General features: G+C 71.4%; 15 protein-coding genes and 2 pseudogenes. 4 read left to right on the forward strand and 13 right to left on the reverse strand.

Going from position 1 to position 14,565, the window contains the following annotated elements; all coding sequences use genetic code 11:
* Positions 1–100: 100 nt before the first annotated feature.
* Entirely contained in the window at positions 101–637 is a 537-nt protein-coding gene (locus ACFTWP_RS35120) for a hypothetical protein (protein ID WP_380269094.1), read from the forward strand.
* 270 nt (positions 638–907) lie between these two features.
* On the opposite strand, the gene ACFTWP_RS35125 is transcribed toward ACFTWP_RS35120, so the two are convergent.
* The 3 genes from ACFTWP_RS35125 to ACFTWP_RS35135 all read right to left on the reverse strand — a co-directional run bounded on the left by ACFTWP_RS35125 (position 908) and on the right by ACFTWP_RS35135 (position 2,217).
* Positions 908–1,267 carry a hypothetical protein gene (locus ACFTWP_RS35125; RefSeq protein WP_380269095.1) on the reverse strand — a complete coding sequence of 120 codons (360 nt, stop codon included), beginning with the start codon at positions 1,265–1,267 and terminating at the stop codon, positions 908–910.
* 166 nt (positions 1,268–1,433) lie between these two features.
* On the reverse strand, positions 1,434–1,610 hold the full coding sequence (locus ACFTWP_RS35130) for a hypothetical protein (RefSeq protein WP_380269096.1): 177 nt from the start codon (positions 1,608–1,610) through the stop codon (positions 1,434–1,436).
* Between the two features lie 19 nt (positions 1,611–1,629).
* Positions 1,630–2,217, reverse strand: a complete 588-nt coding sequence (locus ACFTWP_RS35135; RefSeq protein WP_380269097.1) for a cysteine hydrolase family protein — start codon at positions 2,215–2,217, stop codon at positions 1,630–1,632.
* Positions 2,218–2,291: 74 nt separating this feature from the next.
* Between ACFTWP_RS35135 and ACFTWP_RS35140 the strand changes: the two genes are divergently transcribed.
* On the forward strand, positions 2,292–3,284 hold the full coding sequence (locus ACFTWP_RS35140) for a GlxA family transcriptional regulator (protein WP_380269098.1): 993 nt from the start codon (positions 2,292–2,294) through the stop codon (positions 3,282–3,284).
* 471 nt (positions 3,285–3,755) lie between these two features.
* Here the strand turns inward: ACFTWP_RS35140 and ACFTWP_RS35145 are convergent, their stop codons facing one another.
* Entirely contained in the window at positions 3,756–3,932 is a 177-nt protein-coding gene (locus tag ACFTWP_RS35145) for a hypothetical protein (RefSeq protein WP_380269099.1), read from the reverse strand.
* Positions 3,933–4,501: 569 nt separating this feature from the next.
* Positions 4,502–5,047 (reverse strand): SMI1/KNR4 family protein, encoded by a 546-nt coding sequence (locus ACFTWP_RS35150; RefSeq protein ID WP_380269100.1) that lies wholly within the window; start codon positions 5,045–5,047, stop codon positions 4,502–4,504.
* 446 nt (positions 5,048–5,493) lie between these two features.
* On the opposite strand from ACFTWP_RS35150, the gene ACFTWP_RS35155 reads away from it, so the two are divergent.
* Positions 5,494–6,924, forward strand: a complete 1,431-nt coding sequence (locus ACFTWP_RS35155) for a serine hydrolase domain-containing protein (RefSeq protein ID WP_380269101.1) — start codon at positions 5,494–5,496, stop codon at positions 6,922–6,924.
* 43 nt (positions 6,925–6,967) lie between these two features.
* On the opposite strand, the gene ACFTWP_RS35160 is transcribed toward ACFTWP_RS35155, so the two are convergent.
* A complete protein-coding gene (locus ACFTWP_RS35160; protein ID WP_380269102.1) occupies positions 6,968–7,630 on the reverse strand; it encodes a response regulator in 663 nt (220 codons plus the stop codon).
* Positions 7,627–8,928: a sensor histidine kinase gene (locus ACFTWP_RS35165; RefSeq protein WP_380269104.1), complete on the reverse strand. Its 1,302-nt coding sequence runs from the start codon at positions 8,926–8,928 to the stop codon at positions 7,627–7,629. Before ACFTWP_RS35165 ends, ACFTWP_RS35160 begins: the two co-directional genes overlap by 4 nt.
* A gap of 319 nt (positions 8,929–9,247) precedes the next feature.
* Here ACFTWP_RS35165 and ACFTWP_RS35170 point away from each other — a divergent pair, with 319 nt between their 5' ends.
* Positions 9,248–10,738, forward strand: coding sequence for an alpha/beta hydrolase family protein (locus ACFTWP_RS35170; protein WP_380269105.1), 1,491 nt, complete (start codon positions 9,248–9,250; stop codon positions 10,736–10,738).
* 115 nt (positions 10,739–10,853) lie between these two features.
* Here the strand turns inward: ACFTWP_RS35170 and ACFTWP_RS35175 are convergent, their stop codons facing one another.
* From ACFTWP_RS35175 to ACFTWP_RS35200, 6 genes and pseudogenes are all read right to left on the reverse strand, one after another.
* A complete protein-coding gene (locus ACFTWP_RS35175) occupies positions 10,854–11,441 on the reverse strand; it encodes a hypothetical protein (RefSeq protein WP_380269106.1) in 588 nt (195 codons plus the stop codon).
* Positions 11,442–11,596: 155 nt separating this feature from the next.
* Entirely contained in the window at positions 11,597–11,998 is a 402-nt protein-coding gene (locus ACFTWP_RS35180) for a hypothetical protein (RefSeq protein WP_380269107.1), read from the reverse strand.
* A 247-nt stretch (positions 11,999–12,245) separates the two neighbouring features.
* Positions 12,246–12,659, reverse strand: coding sequence for a DUF4328 domain-containing protein (locus ACFTWP_RS35185; RefSeq protein ID WP_380269111.1), 414 nt, complete (start codon positions 12,657–12,659; stop codon positions 12,246–12,248).
* A gap of 278 nt (positions 12,660–12,937) precedes the next feature.
* A complete protein-coding gene (locus tag ACFTWP_RS35190) occupies positions 12,938–13,378 on the reverse strand; it encodes a hypothetical protein (RefSeq protein WP_380269108.1) in 441 nt (146 codons plus the stop codon).
* 401 nt (positions 13,379–13,779) lie between these two features.
* A pseudogene (locus ACFTWP_RS35195) lies at positions 13,780–14,049 on the reverse strand (carbohydrate-binding module family 20 domain-containing protein); the annotation flags it as partial.
* A gap of 53 nt (positions 14,050–14,102) precedes the next feature.
* Positions 14,103–14,361 (reverse strand): annotated as a pseudogene (locus ACFTWP_RS35200) (carbohydrate binding domain-containing protein); the annotation flags it as partial.
* Positions 14,362–14,565: the final 204 nt, after the last annotated feature.

A 14,565-nucleotide genomic window follows, 5' to 3' on the forward strand; every position in this document is an offset into this window, starting at 1 on the left:
AGCACCCGGTGACCGGCTGGGTGCCAGGATGCTCGCCCCGAGATCCGACTGCCCTGGAAACCGATGCCGGGCGCTGCGATGGTGCCCTAGGTTGACCGGCATGAGCGTGTCGCATCGTTATCGGTATGTCGGACCGGCTGATCCGAGGGCTGCCGTCCAACCCGGGTACGGGGGCTTCCGCGTCCGCACCGCGGCGGACTTCGCGACATGGGTGGCGGAGCGGGCCGCAGAGGAGCTGGCTGATCCCTTCACCTTCGTCATCGACACCGACGGAGTGCTGCTGCTGGCTCCCCGCCGAAGCGAGCACGTGGCCTGCGCGGGCGGGCAGCCGGTGCTGAGCGCCGGCGAGATGAGCTTCCAGCACGCGTCCGGTCGGTGGGCAGTGGACGGGGTCAGCAACCAGTCCACCGGCTACTGCCCGGATACCTCGTCCTGGCCGGCCGTGGCTCAGGCACTGGACCGGGCCGGCCTGCGGAAGCCAGCCGGTTTCACGCACGAGGTCGTGTTCCGACGCTGCCCCGAATGCCAGGAGCACAACATCGTCAGGGAGGAACACTACGTGTGCGTCTTCTGCGACGCCGACCTGCCTCACGACTGGAACGTCGACTCGACCGCTGCTGTCCTCTGGGCGTCCTGACCCCAGATCACCTGCCACCCGCCCGCCTCCAGGCGCATCCTCGACGCGCCAAGGCATCGGACTCTGATCGGCACGACGAGCGGCCCGGGCGCTGCCGAAGACCAAGTCGATCGGCAAAGCCTCCTGGAGCCCGTGTGGCCCGAGCACCAGACCTGCGGCATGTGCGTCCGCTGGACTGACAACCCGATTCCCGAGACCTATCACCTCACCAACCGGCCACAGGTGTTGAAGCCGGCGGCTGTCAGAGACCGGCCTCGGTGAGCACGCGGTTCATCCGGGGCAGTGGCAGCGCGGGGTTGGCCGCCGCGGCGTCGGCGACCTTCGGATCGACAACCCGCACGCCACCGTCGTCCGGACGAAGTCCGCGTGGGCGTCGCCGATCGCCGGGTCGGGATGGTCCGCGATCCGGCGGCGCATCGCCGGGGAGATCCGGTTCCCGTGCAGGAGCACCGCCGAATCCCTGCCGTCATGCGTCAGCAGGGCCTCGACCACCGCGTCCGGCAGCCGGCCCCTGCGCATCCCCAGCCCGTGCCGGCCCGCCGTGTGCGCGGCCAAGCGCACCAGGACGTGCGCCGGAGCAGCCGCGTTGCGACCCAGCCCGGACAACTGCGGTTGCTTGAGATGCACCATGCGTCCACGCTAGCCGAGACCACTTCAGCCCCTTGCCCGACTGGGTTTTCCATGATTCCCCGACACGCCGGCGCAGTCTCCAGTTGCTCCCGGCTCACCCCGACCGGTCCGGGCTGGCACGAAGGTACGGGCGTTCGGGCGGTGACCCGGATGCGGGTATGGGTGTTCAGGAGGTGGTGATCGGCAGGCTCGCGGTCAGGCCGGTCACCCGCACCCGCACGCGCGGACCACGACCCCCGCACCCGCCGGCCGGGCGGCCGACAGCCAGGTCGCGCAGCAGCCGGCTGGTGGACCGGGACACGCAGCCGTCGAAGGCCGCGCTCGCGCCGGACGTGGCCCGCACCCCCGGCCTGTCCAAAGCGTCAGGGGCGGACGGCGGCGAGCAGCTCGCCGGTCGTCACCACACGGGCGAATCCCCCTCCATGCAGCGAGACGGCACTCGCACGGGCCAGCTCGTCGGCCGTCAGATGCCAGTTGTTCGGGCCGGTCAGGTCGAAGGTGTGGGTGGCGTCGAGGGCGACCAGCACGTCGTAGCCGAGGTTGCCGCCCATGCGGGCGGTGGTCTCCACGCACATGTTCGTCTGGATGCCGGCCAGTACGACCTGGGTGATGCCCGCCGCCTTCAACCAGCCGTCGAGGTCGGGGGTGCCGTAGAACGCCGAGTTCACGGACTTGGTGACGAGCAGCTCCGGTCCGCCGCCCTTGCCGCGCCGCTCCTCGACGTACTCCTTGAAGTCGTTTCCCTCGTACCCCGTCCGCAGCGGCGAGCCGGGCGTGGTCGAGTCGTGCCGCACGAAGACGACCGGCCGGTCCGTGTCCTGCCAGGCCGTGATCAGCGAGGCGATGTTCTCGTCAGCGGCCGGGTTGTTGCGCGGGCCCCAGAACTCCGACTCGTCGAAGCCCTTCTGCACGTCCACCACTACCAGCGCCGAGTTCTGTGTGATCTCCATGTCGACGATCCTGCCGCCCGGACGGGCTCTCTCACAGGAGGCTAAAAGACAGCGATCGATGGTTTACTGCCAACATGACCCGGCCCGCACCCGCACACCGCATCGCCCTGCTCGCCTTCCCCGGCATCCGGGCCTTCGACGTCTCGGTGATCACCGAGGTGTGGGGCACGGACCGGGTTGACCAGGGGGTCCCCGCGTTTGAGCTGCGCCGGGTGGCCGCGGGCCCCGAACCGGTACCGATGCGCGGCGGGCTGACCCTCGCACCGGACCGCACCCTCGCCTGGCTCCCCCGCGCCGAGCTGATCATCGTGCCGGGCCTGGACGACCACGACACCCCGGCACCCGAACCCGTCCTCGCAGCGCTACGCCGCGCCCACGCCCGGGGCACCACCATCGCCGCACTGTGCGGCGGCGCGTTCACACTCGCCCAGGCGGGACTGCTGGACGGCCGCCGGGCACTGACCCACTGGGCACTGACCGATCTGCTCAAGACCCGACACCCACGGGTGCAGGTCGAGCCGAACGCCCTGTTCGTCGAGGACGGCAATCTCTGGACGGCCGCCGGCACCGCCGCCGGCATCGACCTGTGCCTGCATCTGGTGCGCACGGCGCACGGCGCGGAGGCAGCAGCGACCGTGGCCCGCTCCATGGTCACCGCACCCTTCCGGACCGGCACCCAGGCCCAGTTCATCGAGCGTCCGACCCCACGGGACAACCGCGACGCCGACACGCTGGCCGAGGTGCGCGCCTTCGCCCTGGCACACATCGACGAACCGCTCACCGTGGCCTCCCTCGCCGCCCGCGCCGGCATGTCGCCGCGCTCCTTCGCACGGCACTTCACGGCGGCCACCGGAACCACCCCACTGCGCTGGCTGGTGGACCACCGCATCGCAACAGCCCAGAAGCTCCTCGAACGCACCGACCTGCCCATGCCCGAGATCGCCCGCCGGTCCGGCTTCGCCAGCGAAGTCACCATGCGCCAGCACTTCACCTCCCGCCTGGCGACCAGCCCGCGCGCCTACCGCGCCTCGTTCGCCCAACAACCGACGCCTGGACAGGGGAGATGACGGCAGGCGCCCGCCAGCACGCCGACGCGGGCCAACCGAGGCCCTCACCGGCCAACCCAAGGACTCAGTCTCAAGACCGGCCGCTACGACAGGCACCCTCGTCGTCCAGAACGCCCGGGACGGCCGGGCCACGCCCGCACACCTCGTCACCGCGAGACGCCTCCCGCAGGACGAACGGCACACCAAGGTGGAATGGCAGGCGCTGAGGGCGCAGCGGCGGCGGGCTGTGGATGGACCTCGACCGGGCCGAGCGAGCGAGGATGGCCGAGTTCAGCAGGCGGCAGCCGGTGGTCGCCGCCAGCACGGCGAAGGCCGCGTCCCCCGCTGGTGAACTCCCTGATCAGTGAACTCGTTCGAGAAGGGTTCGAGATCGTGGCAGCATGAGCCGCATGACGTACCACCGAAAGGTCCATGCCGCGTAGACGGCCGGCGCGTGTCCGAGCCGCTCTCCCCCTCCCCCGGACACCGGCCTCAAGGCCCGCCGTCGACGGTGTCTCCTCGCGGACGCTTTCCGAGATCGCTCACCTCGAACGCGCCCGGAACGACCTCCAACCAGGGGACGTCGCTGCTGCGGTGCGCCTGTGGAGAGACCACGTCCACCTCTCCGAGCGGCAGCAGCGGCATGACGACGAGTGGGGCAACGTGCACTGCACCTGCTGCGGCAATCCCCTGGAGGCCCGCGTCCTCCTCGACACGGTGATGCGTGCGATGTCACCCCGGGGCGCGCGCCAACTCCGGACGCTCCTCGCCAGGCTCGACGCCGCATACAGCCTGACCCTGCCAACGAATGACGGAGAGCGAGGTCAATGACAGAACCAATCGGCACGCCGCAGCCCTCAGACCGGCCGGCCCACCAGTGACGGCTACTACACCCCTGTTGACGCTACCGGACGGTGCCCGCCGGGCACCCCGCCCCGGGCTCACGCGCATACCGGCCCGTCGGCCACGGCCCGCAAGGCGGCCGGTTCCGGTTGGTAGCCCGGCGCCTCGAACCGGGCCGTGTCCGCCCCGATCACCGTCACGTACCCGGGCACCACCGACGGAGCGGAGTTCGGGCCGTGGACTCCCGGCAGCCCCGGCGGCAGTGGCACCTCGCCCTGCGCCTGCCAGATCCTCCCGGAGAACCACAGGTAGCGCGCCCCGCAATGGACGCCCCAGTCGTGTCGACCCGGGAGCCGGTCATGCCGTCGGCCACCCTGCCCGAACATCCGTCCGAGTCACAGCGGCTGCCGCCAGTTGCGGTAGGCGTGCGGGGGCCTGGTGAAGCCGCTGTCGCTGAACGGGTTCGGCAGCGTGCCACCGAGGGTGCCGAGGAGGAAGTCGCCGAACCCCGCCTCGAAGCGGATCCAGCGCTCCTCCCCGTAGAGGGCCTGGCGCTTGAAGACGACGACGTCCCACTCGTCCGGGTCCCGGGAGTCGCAGAGCCAGAAGACCACGTCGCCGTTGGCGCTCCCCGCGAAGGGGAGAAGCCGCCCCTCCTCCAGGTCCTCCGGGGAGGTGCCAGTAGGGGCCACCGGCTCCTCCCTGGGGTCGAAGCCCAGCCCGTCGACGAGATCGCCGCACGGGGAGCCGGCCACCGGCGGCGTGCTGACGCCGAGGTACTCGTCCAGCTCGCCGCCGCCGTAGAGCGTGACGAAGTCGCGGTAGTCGGCCGGCAGGCGCAGGCCCGTGGTCAGCGCCAGCTCGTCCCAGTCGACGGTGTCGCCCGGGGCGCCCGGCTCCCCGAGCAGGGCCGAGAGGCGGGTGATGGCGGGGTGGACCATGGCGGTGTCTCCTCCGTGGGTGGCGCGGTTCAGTCACCGTAGTACGGCCCGGCGGACCGGCCATGGAGATCCTTGAGGCGCAGGACCTCACCGGGAGCTACCGAGGAGGCGGCCGAACCAGCGAGCCTCACAGTCTGCGGCCGGGCACCTCCGCCCGGTCCGGGTTCAAGGCGCCGTGATCTGAGGTCGGCTCAGCCGACTCCACCGGCGGGACGGCCTGACGACCAGCCGGGATCGAACAGCTCGTCCTCGCACCCGGACGGTATCGCCGTGACGGCTGCTGCCGCTGAGCCGGGTCAAAGCTCCCGGTCGGTGGCGCGGGCAGCTTCCAGATCTTCGTTTCGTTCGGTGAGCCGCGTGTTGCGGTCGGCGATCTGCTGTTCGAGGTGGGGGTGACGGCTCAACGGGCGCCGGGCAAGGAGTCGTTGATCTGATAGAAAGTCAGAATGTCTGCTCAGCGCGCCCTGCTGCCGCGTTCGGCACCGGCCGCCTCGGGGATCTCGTCCCGGGCGATCACCGCCCTGCTGGACCGTCTCGAAGCACGATCCGTCGAGTGCCACTCCCTCATGGTCGTGCACCGGGGTCGCGTCGTCGCCGAGGGCTGGTGGGCGCCGTACTCCGCTGACCGTCCGCACCTGCTCTACTCGTTGACCAAGTCGTTCACGTCGATCGCCGTGGGGCTCGCGATCGCCGAGGGGCTGCTCTCGTTGGACGCTCGGGTGGTGGACGTGCTGCCGGACCACGTACCGGCCGACGTCTCGGAGCAGGGCGGCCGCATCACCGTTCACCACCTGCTGTCGATGACGGCCGGGCACCCCACGGACAGCCTCGCCGAGGCCTGGGAGCTGGAACCCGACGACTTGGTGAAGGGCTTCCTGCGCCTGCCGTTCGCCGCGGCCGAGGGGACCCGGCACCACTACGACAACTCGACCACCTTCCTCCTGGCCCGGATGGTGGAACGGGTCACGGGTCGCGGTCTCCCGGAGTTCCTCGACGAACGCGTCTTCAAGCCGATGGGCGTCGACCACTCCGAATGGGACCGGGTGAAGAGCGGTGCCGCCTTCGGATTCCACGGCCTGCACCTCACGACGGAGGCCGTCGCCGCCTTCGGTGAGCTGCTGCTCCGCGGAGGCCGCTGGGGTGACCGGCAACTCGTCCCGCGCGCCTGGGTGGAGCTCGCGACCGGGCGGCAGATCGACTGCCGACCGTTCAAGGACGACGGATCGGACGACGCCGACTTCTCCTGCGGGTACGGCTACCAGTTCTGGAGGTCGCGTCACGGATACCACGGGCACGGTTCCTACGGACAGCAGTGCGTGGTGGTCCCCTCGCACGACCTCGTGGTCGCCGTGACCGCCCAGGGGGAGGCCCAGGAGGTGCTCGACGCCATGTGGGAGTTCCTGCTCCCCGCCGTGGGCCGGGCGGGAAGCGCCCAGGACGACGAGATCCTCGCCGACCGACTGCGGCGGCTGTCGTTGCCGCCGGTACCGGGTTCGGCCGACCCGGAGCGGTCGGCACAGGCGAGGCTGGACGCGTCCGCCGAGGGTTCGGCCCTGCCCGACGGCACGACGGTCCTCCTCGATCCCACCGAGGGCGGATGGGTCGTACGGTTCGAGTCGCTCTTCGACGTCGAGGTCGGCCACGGCTCATGGCGGGAAGGCTCCCCGCTCGGTCGACCCGTCGTCGCGGCCGGAGCCTGGCAGGGCAGCACGTTCGTCGCCGACGTCTACGTCATCACCACCCCGCACCGGGTTCGGCTGGTCGTCGACGCCGACGCGGGGAGAGCCACGGCGACATGGAGCACGCTGCCCCTGACCGGTCCCAGGTTGGAGCTGCATGTGCGGTCGCCGCTCATGACGCGGCCTGACGTCGCGTAGGAGGCGGCATGCCGGGCGGGGAGACGGGCCGGGGGCCGCGGCGTCATACCGGGTGGATGAGACGGCTGTCGTAGGCGAAGATCACGGCCTGGATCCGGTCGCGGAGTTCGAGCTTCTGCAGGATCCGCCCCAGGTGGGACTTCACGGTCGCCTCCGCGAGGTACAGGGTGGCCGCGATCTCGCTGTTGGAGAGGCCGCAGCCCACCTGGACGAGCACCTCGCGCTCACGGACGCTGAGCCGGCTCAGCCGCTCCTCGCGCTCGGCACTGCCGGCGTCGGGGATGCGCGGGCGGAGGTTCTCCAGCAGGCGACGGGTGATCCGCGGGGAGAGCACCGCGTCGCCCGCGGACACGCTGCGGATCGCGGTGAGCAGCTCCTCGGGCCTGGTGTTCTTCAGCAGGAAGCCCGAGGCTCCGGCACCCAGCCCGGCGAAGGCGTACTCGTCCAGGTCGAAGGTGGTGAGGATCAGCACCCGGCTCTGCGGGGAGACCCGGACGACCTGCCGGGTCGCCTCGATCCCGTCGGTCCCGGGCATCCGGACGTCCATGAGGACGACGTCGGGGCGCAGCTCCCGGGCGAGGTGTACGGCCTGGGCGCCGTCCGCGGCCTCGCCGACCGGTGCCATGTCGGGCTGGGCCTCCAGGACCGTGCTGAAGGCCATCCGGAGCAGCGCTTCGTCGTCGGCGATCAGGATGCGGATCGTCATGCGGTGGCCGCCGGGCTGCTGCCGAGGAAGAGGCGGGTGCGGACCGCCCAGCCGCCGCCGGGAAGCGGTCCGGCCTGCACCGTCCCCCCGTAGGCGGCCGCGCGCTCGCGCATGCCGGCGATGCCGTGGCCGGGTGGTGCGGCGGCGGGAGGGGGTGGGCAGCGGCCGCTGTCGGTGACGTCCACGGTGAGGGCGTCGGTCGAGCACCGTATCCGGACCTCGGCGTGGGTGCCGGCGGGGGTGTGCTTGAGGGTGTTGGTCAGGGCTTCCTGCACCAGGCGGTAGACGGTGAGTTGCGCGGTGGCGGGGACGTGGGTGTGGTCGCCGTGGACTTCGAGCAGGGTCGGCAGGCCGGCGGCGCCCATCTGGTCGGCGAGGGTGTCCAGTTGGGCGATGCCGGGCAGCGGGTGGCGCTGCGCGTCCGGTTCGTCGGTGCGCAGGACGCCCAGGGAGCGGCGCATGTCGGTCAGGGCCTGCCGGCCCGTCTCGGAGATCTGGACCATCGCCGCGGTGGCCTTGTCGGGCGAGCGGTGCTGGGCGTAGAGGGCGGCGTCGGTGAGGGCGACCATGACGGACAGGTTGTGGGTGACGATGTCGTGCATCTCCCGGGTGATGCGTGTCCGCTCCTCGGCGACGGCCAGTCGCGCCTGCTGGTCCTGGTGTCGCTCCAGGTGGGCGGCCCGGTCCTGAAGGGCCGCGAGGTAGGCGCGTGTGGTCCGCACGTTCACGCCGAGGACGGCGGCGGCGACGATCATCGCGGTGAGCGCGACGAAGGGGGTGAGGAATGCGCCGTCCGCCGTCCAGCGCAGGCAGGCCAGCAGGGCCCCTGCCTGCACGACGGCGCCGGCGGCGAGCGTGCCGCGCCGGTCGCAGTTCGCGGCCACCGTGTAGAGGGCCACCAGCAGGGCGACGTCCGCCGGCAGTTGGACGTCCGTCAGCCACTGGACGAAGGCCGCGGTGACCACGACGCCGAACACCGTGAGCGGGGCCCGGCGCCGCCACACCAGGGGCAGTGCGAGGGCGGCGGTGAGGGTCACGGCCACCGGTAGCTCCTGCGGCGTGCGCGTGGTGACGATGTTGAGCAGGAGCAGCGCCGGCAGCAGCGACTCCCCCACCACGGGCGGCAGCCGCTGGCCCCGGCGGCGGGCGGCCGTCACGGGTCGCGCCGCTCGTCCGGGGATCAGGTCGGCGTACCCGGCCGGCCGTACGGCTGTCCTCGTCCGCCGCGCCCGGTCCCAGCCCCGGTCCCCGTGGTGCAGCGGGTGGGCGTTGCCGGGTTCTGCGGCCGCCTCGGTCATCACACGTCCCTGTCGATTCAGCGTCATGGTGGCCCCGGGCCGGAGCCGCCACCGGTCCGGGCCCGGATCGGGTGCGGGAGACGAAGCCCGCGACTGCCCGGCGTGTACCGCGGCCCTGTCACGGTAGGCCGCGGGCCCGCGCAGCACATCAGTCCACCGTCGGAGAGCACCGCGCCGGGGTACGACCGCAGGAGGAGTCCCGCCACCTCCCGCGGTCGCAAAACGCGCGCACATCTGACGCGCTCGATTGCGACCGCGGTCGCACGGGGGCGGGCCTCGGTTTGCGCCCGCGGTCGTATGCGACGGCGACCCGGGGTCGATGTGGCAGCGCATGCCCCGAACCGACGATGGCCGGGTGACCGAGATCATCGCGGGACTGTCCATGTCCCCTCTGGAACTTCTGGCCGTACTGGGTGCCGTCGCGCTGGTGGTGGCGCGCTGGCTTCCCCCCGCTGCCCGCCCACGCGTCACGATCGCGGCGGGGGCGGTTCTCGTACCGTCCGCGATCGTGCTGAGTGCGGTGGGGATCCGCTGGCAGATGCTGCCGGTACTGGCAGGCGCCGGCGTCGCGTTGCCGTTCGCCCTCTCCCCCCTGCTGCGACGCCGTGCCGGACGGCCGGCGTGGCGGGCCCGTTGGTGGCTGGCGTTGCCGGGATCGGTGGCCTGTGTCGGCCTGATCGCCACCGGCCCGACGGCTGCCTGGGCCTTTCCCGTCCCCGTGTTCCCCGAACCGTCCGGCACCTTCGCGGTAGGCACCCGCGTGGAGCAGTGGACCGACCCGGGCCGTCCCGAGACCTTCACCGCCGATCCGCTCGACCGGCGCACGGTCGTGGTCCAGCTCTGGTACCCCGCGCAGCAGAGCCCCGCAGGCACGCAGCGGGCCCAGTACCTCGGACGCACGGAGCACGAGGCGCGCACCGTCTCCGACGCCCTCGCCCACTCCGTCGGCCTGCCCGGCTTCCTGATCGACGGCGTCGCCCGTGCCCACAGCCATGCGGTCTTCGACGCGCCGGTGGCCGCCGGGGGCGAACGGTTCCCGCTCGTGCTGTTCTCCCCCGGATCGGGCGCGACGCGCACCCAGAACACCGCCTGGGCGGAGGAGCTGGCCAGTCACGGCTACGTGGTCGCCGCCCTCGACCACCCCTACGACAGCGCCGCCGTCGTCCTCACCGACGGCCGAACGATCAACACCGCGACCGCCTCCAGCGGCGACCGGGACAAGGACGAGGAACTGGCAGCCGACTGGACGGCCATTCGGGCCGCCGACCTCGGCTTCGTCCTCACCCAGCTGAACCACCTGGACCGAGGAGAGATCGCCGGCCCGCTCACCGGACGCCTGGACACCGACCAGGTCGCGGTCACCGGTCACTCCATGGGCGGCGCCGCCGCCCTCCAGGCGGCCCGGCAGGACCGCCGGTTCGACGCCGTCATCGACCTCGACGGCTACCCCCACGGCCCCCTCACCCCCGCCCTGCAGCAGCCGACCCTCGTCCTCACCCAGGACGTCACCCCCGCAACCGACCCCCGCTACCTACCCCGCCTCACCGAGGCCCTCGCGCTCGACACCGCGACCGGCTACCGGCTCACCATCCCCGGCGCCGCGCACCTCACCTTCGTGGACGGCCCCCTCTACCTGCCGCCGGTGCCCTCGATCGTCGGCTCCCTGGGCCGCACCGAGAGCCCGCGCGTCGTCGCCGCAACCACCCTCGCCTTCCTCGACACCACCCTGCGTCACACACCCGGAGACCTGGCCGGCGTCCTGTCGACCTACGGCAAGCTCACCGTCCACCAACCCGACCACACCCCCTGACCAGCTGATCAACCGTGCCGCCGGCATTCGACGGGCACCGCCTCACGGCGGAACCGGCGCCGGCGGCGCGGAACCCGCTCCGGATTGCGGACCGGTCGGGCCGGGACCGAACGGACTACCGGGGCCTGACCTGTGGTTCGCTCGGCCGGCCTCCCGAGCCCAGGTCGAAGACCGTGACCTCGTCCTCCCCCGTCACCGTGATCCGGTCGGGCCCCGACCACTCTGCGCTCAGGAAGTCGCGGTGCCCGTCCCCCCAGGTGCCCAGGTCCCAGTGGCGGGCGGACCAGCCACCGCCGGTCACCAGTTCCAGGTGGTAGATCGGGTCGATCGAGAACGCGGTGTTCGTCACGGTCAGCACCCGGTCGGTGTGCTCCGGACCGGCCTTCTGATCGATCACCGGCGCGTCCCCGCCGGACAGCAATGCCCCGAAGAGGAACGGCAACCCGAAGAAGACCAGGGCCACCAGAGCGGCCGCGCCGCCCACCTGCGACCACCAGGTGCGGAACTCGAAATCCATCACCCCCGAGATCACGGTCAACACCACTGCACTCCCGAGCAGGAGCACCGGGTGGTCGAGCCAGTCCTCGACCGCCACCAGCCCACCCGAGTGCGACGCCTGAAAGCCCAGCAGGTAGGCCAGTGACGCGACGAGTGCCACGCCCCTGAGCCCCCAGGCGATCCGCTTGCGACGCCTCGCTGTCATCCGTTCCCCCAGTGATCGTTTGACCGGACTGTACTACTGGGCGACGGGGGCCGGCGGCGCGGGTCGGCGACGGCACCAAGGTCGCCGGGACACCGGCTGACTCCGACCGCCACCGCAGGCGGCAGCCGACGACCCGGATTCCGGTGGTGAGCCGGTCAGTCCCAGCGCTCGGGGTCGACCCCGCTCGGCGACCTGGGCAGACGCCGGATCGCATCGACGCCGAGGAAGGTCATGAGGACACCGAAAACCGCCATGAAGGAGGGGAAGGCGAGGACGGCCCAGCGAAGCTGACCGGGCAGGACGGCATGCCCCGGATGATCGGAACTGGTCAGGACGGTGACGGTGCTGCCGACGTCGAGGTCGTCGGGGGCGGACGAGAGGTCGTCAAGGACGAGCTCCTCCGGTGCGGCGAGGATGATGCTGCGAGCCCGGGTACCGCGGGCCGAATGCTGACAATCGGCGGTCACGACGGTCGCCCGAACACGCTGGGCACCGGAGAAGTCGAGCCGGGCATCGATGTTCGGCAGGCTCGTGCCGAAGGCGAACACCACGAACAACGGGCCGATCAGTACACCGGCTCCATCGATTCCGGCCATGCTCCTCGCCCCCTCGTCCCGTCAGCAGATCATCGCGGATCGGGTGCGCGGCACACAACGGGCTTTCGAGGACGACCGGATACCCCCGGTCCACCGCCTCCGGCCACGCCACCCGAACCGGACCCGGACTCCCCGGCCCCCTATCCCGGGCCGGTAGCCGAACCGGAAGGCGCGGCTCAGAACGTCCTCCGAGGGTCGGCGCTCAGGATCACCGGTGCAGGACCGCTCCGAACCGTGACGTGTCGATCTTCGCGGCCTGCATGGTCGTCACCTGCTGAATCACGAGGATCGCGAGGACCCCCGCCACGACGTGGACCGCGGTGACGTAGGGGTTGTTCGCGTTTCCGTCCAGGTCGATCGCCATGTAGAGCGGGATACCGATCGACTTGGCGAGCCATCCAGCCCACCAGGCGTTGATCAGCCAGGGTGTGCCGGCGGCGCCGCCCGCCCGCCAGATGTCCAGCATGGCTCTGCGTGGAGCCCACCACATCACGACGGGTATGAACCACACCCCCACGGAGCGACCACTGCCGTACGTGTGGGTGACCGAGGACAGAATCCGCTGGTGAGACCGAGGACGAGTTCCCCGACGACCTGCAGGAGGATCGTCATCTGCGCGAATACGGCCGGCAGCGACGGATCACAGACCCTCGGGGTCGTGAGCACCGGCTTCACGGGCGGATCTCCCTCACCACGACGGCGATGCTGATCACTGCATGATCGACTGGACCCTGGTGGAAGCCGAGGCGGGCCCGCGTACCGAAGGGTCACTGCTGATGCCGACCGGCAGGACGACGGCAGCCGGGACGGCGCAGGCCGAGACGACGGCCCGAAACCCACAGATCCGCCGCAGGCCGGCCGCACGACCGCCGGCCCGCGAGCGAAGGCCGGTGATCCCGCTCAGCGGCGACCGGTGGCCAGGATGACGAGGAACTGGCCCCCGCCCGCCTCGATGTCGGCGGTCACCGGCAGCCCCGGCACCAGCCGGGAGAACCGGTCCACCAGCCAGTCCGCCGCCGCCCGGGCGTCCTGCCTGGTCGGGCAGCGGCCCACCATCTCGCGGCCCCCCTTGCGCTCCAGCCGGCCGGCAACGGTGATCAGCGGCGCGGGTTCGACCACGTACAGGCGCTCCGGCCAGGCGATGACCACCTTGACGGCACCCTTGCGGGAATTGCACCCGCGATGCGCGAGCCGCTCGACGACCTTCGCCTTCCGATCGGCCGTCCGACTGTCGACACTCGGCCCCCGGGGGTCGTTCACCGACTCGTCCGGGTCGACCGCCTCGTCGCACACCCAGCAGCGCCAGCCATCGCGCTCAGCCACATCATCAAGAAGACTCACCCGAGCAAACTAGCCTGCCCGGCCCCCACCCCGCACATCAGGGCCTCGGCAACCAGGACCGGTCGCCGGTGCGACCCGAACTCGACCAGACTCCGGGCACACGGGCACAGCCACAACAACCGGCGGAGTCCGGCACCGGCGAGCAGTCGGAACTCCGCCCGGACGGCTGGACGCGGATGTCGGTGGCGGGCTCGGAGACGACCTCTCAGGGAGCGGACGAGGCGGCCTCCCGGTACCTGCTGGACACCTTCCCGAAGGAGAACAGTGGCCCGCTGCGCATGCCATCGACCGTGCCTCCGGCCCGGTGACACCCCTCCGAATCACGCGGACAACAGGAGGAGGAGTCGTACCGAGCCGGAGGCCGGGTGCCCCGTTACGGGGTCAAGCCGGGCTGACAGTGGTCAGTTGCGCCAGGTGTCGTTCAGCGCGATCTGGCCGGAGGCCGGGATGGTGGCGGTACGGTTGGCGCCGGACTCCCAGGTGGTGTTGCCGGCGGCGTCCTTCCGGATGTACTTGTACTCGATGGAAGTGCCGGCGGCGAGCAGGACGTTCAGCTTCCAGACCGGGTACGCGGCGGAGGAGAGCAGCAGCGCGTTGCTCGGGTTCCAGTTGCCCAGGGTGTCGTTGTTGCCGACGACGTAGATGTTCTGGCCGACGACGGTGGTGGCGTTGACGGCGAAGTTGGCGCCGCTGACGACCGGGAGGGTGGGTGTCGCCGTGGCGGTCCCGCAGGGGTCGCCGCTGCCGACGACGCCGTCCTTGACGGTGATGTTGCCGGTGCCCAGCGCGTAGTTGGCGCTGTTGTTGTTGTCCCAGGTGCCGGAGCCGTTGTTGAAGGTCGCGGCCAGGCCCGTGGCGGTACCCAGGTCGACGGTCTTCTTCACCCAGCCGGTGCAGGCCGCGGTCATCGCGACGCCGGGCACGGTGGTCCAACTGCCGCCGGTCGGGGCGTAGTGCAGGTTGTAGGCGGCCCAGTTCTTGTTGGTGCTGTAGAAGACGGTCGTGCCGCTGGTCGTCGTGGCGGTCGCGGTCGGACTGGGGGTCGCGCTGCCGGACGGGGTGCTGGTCGGGCTGGGGGTGGGTGCGCCGACCCCGGTGCGCAGGGCGATGGCGTCGCCGGGGTTGACGGTGGTGGTGGCCTTGCCGGTGGTGTCGACGGTGACGGTGGTGCCGGTGCAGGTGCCGGT

The sequence above is a fragment of the Kitasatospora sp. NPDC057015 genome (assembly GCF_042673745.1).
Classification (GTDB): domain Bacteria; phylum Actinomycetota; class Actinomycetes; order Streptomycetales; family Streptomycetaceae; genus Kitasatospora.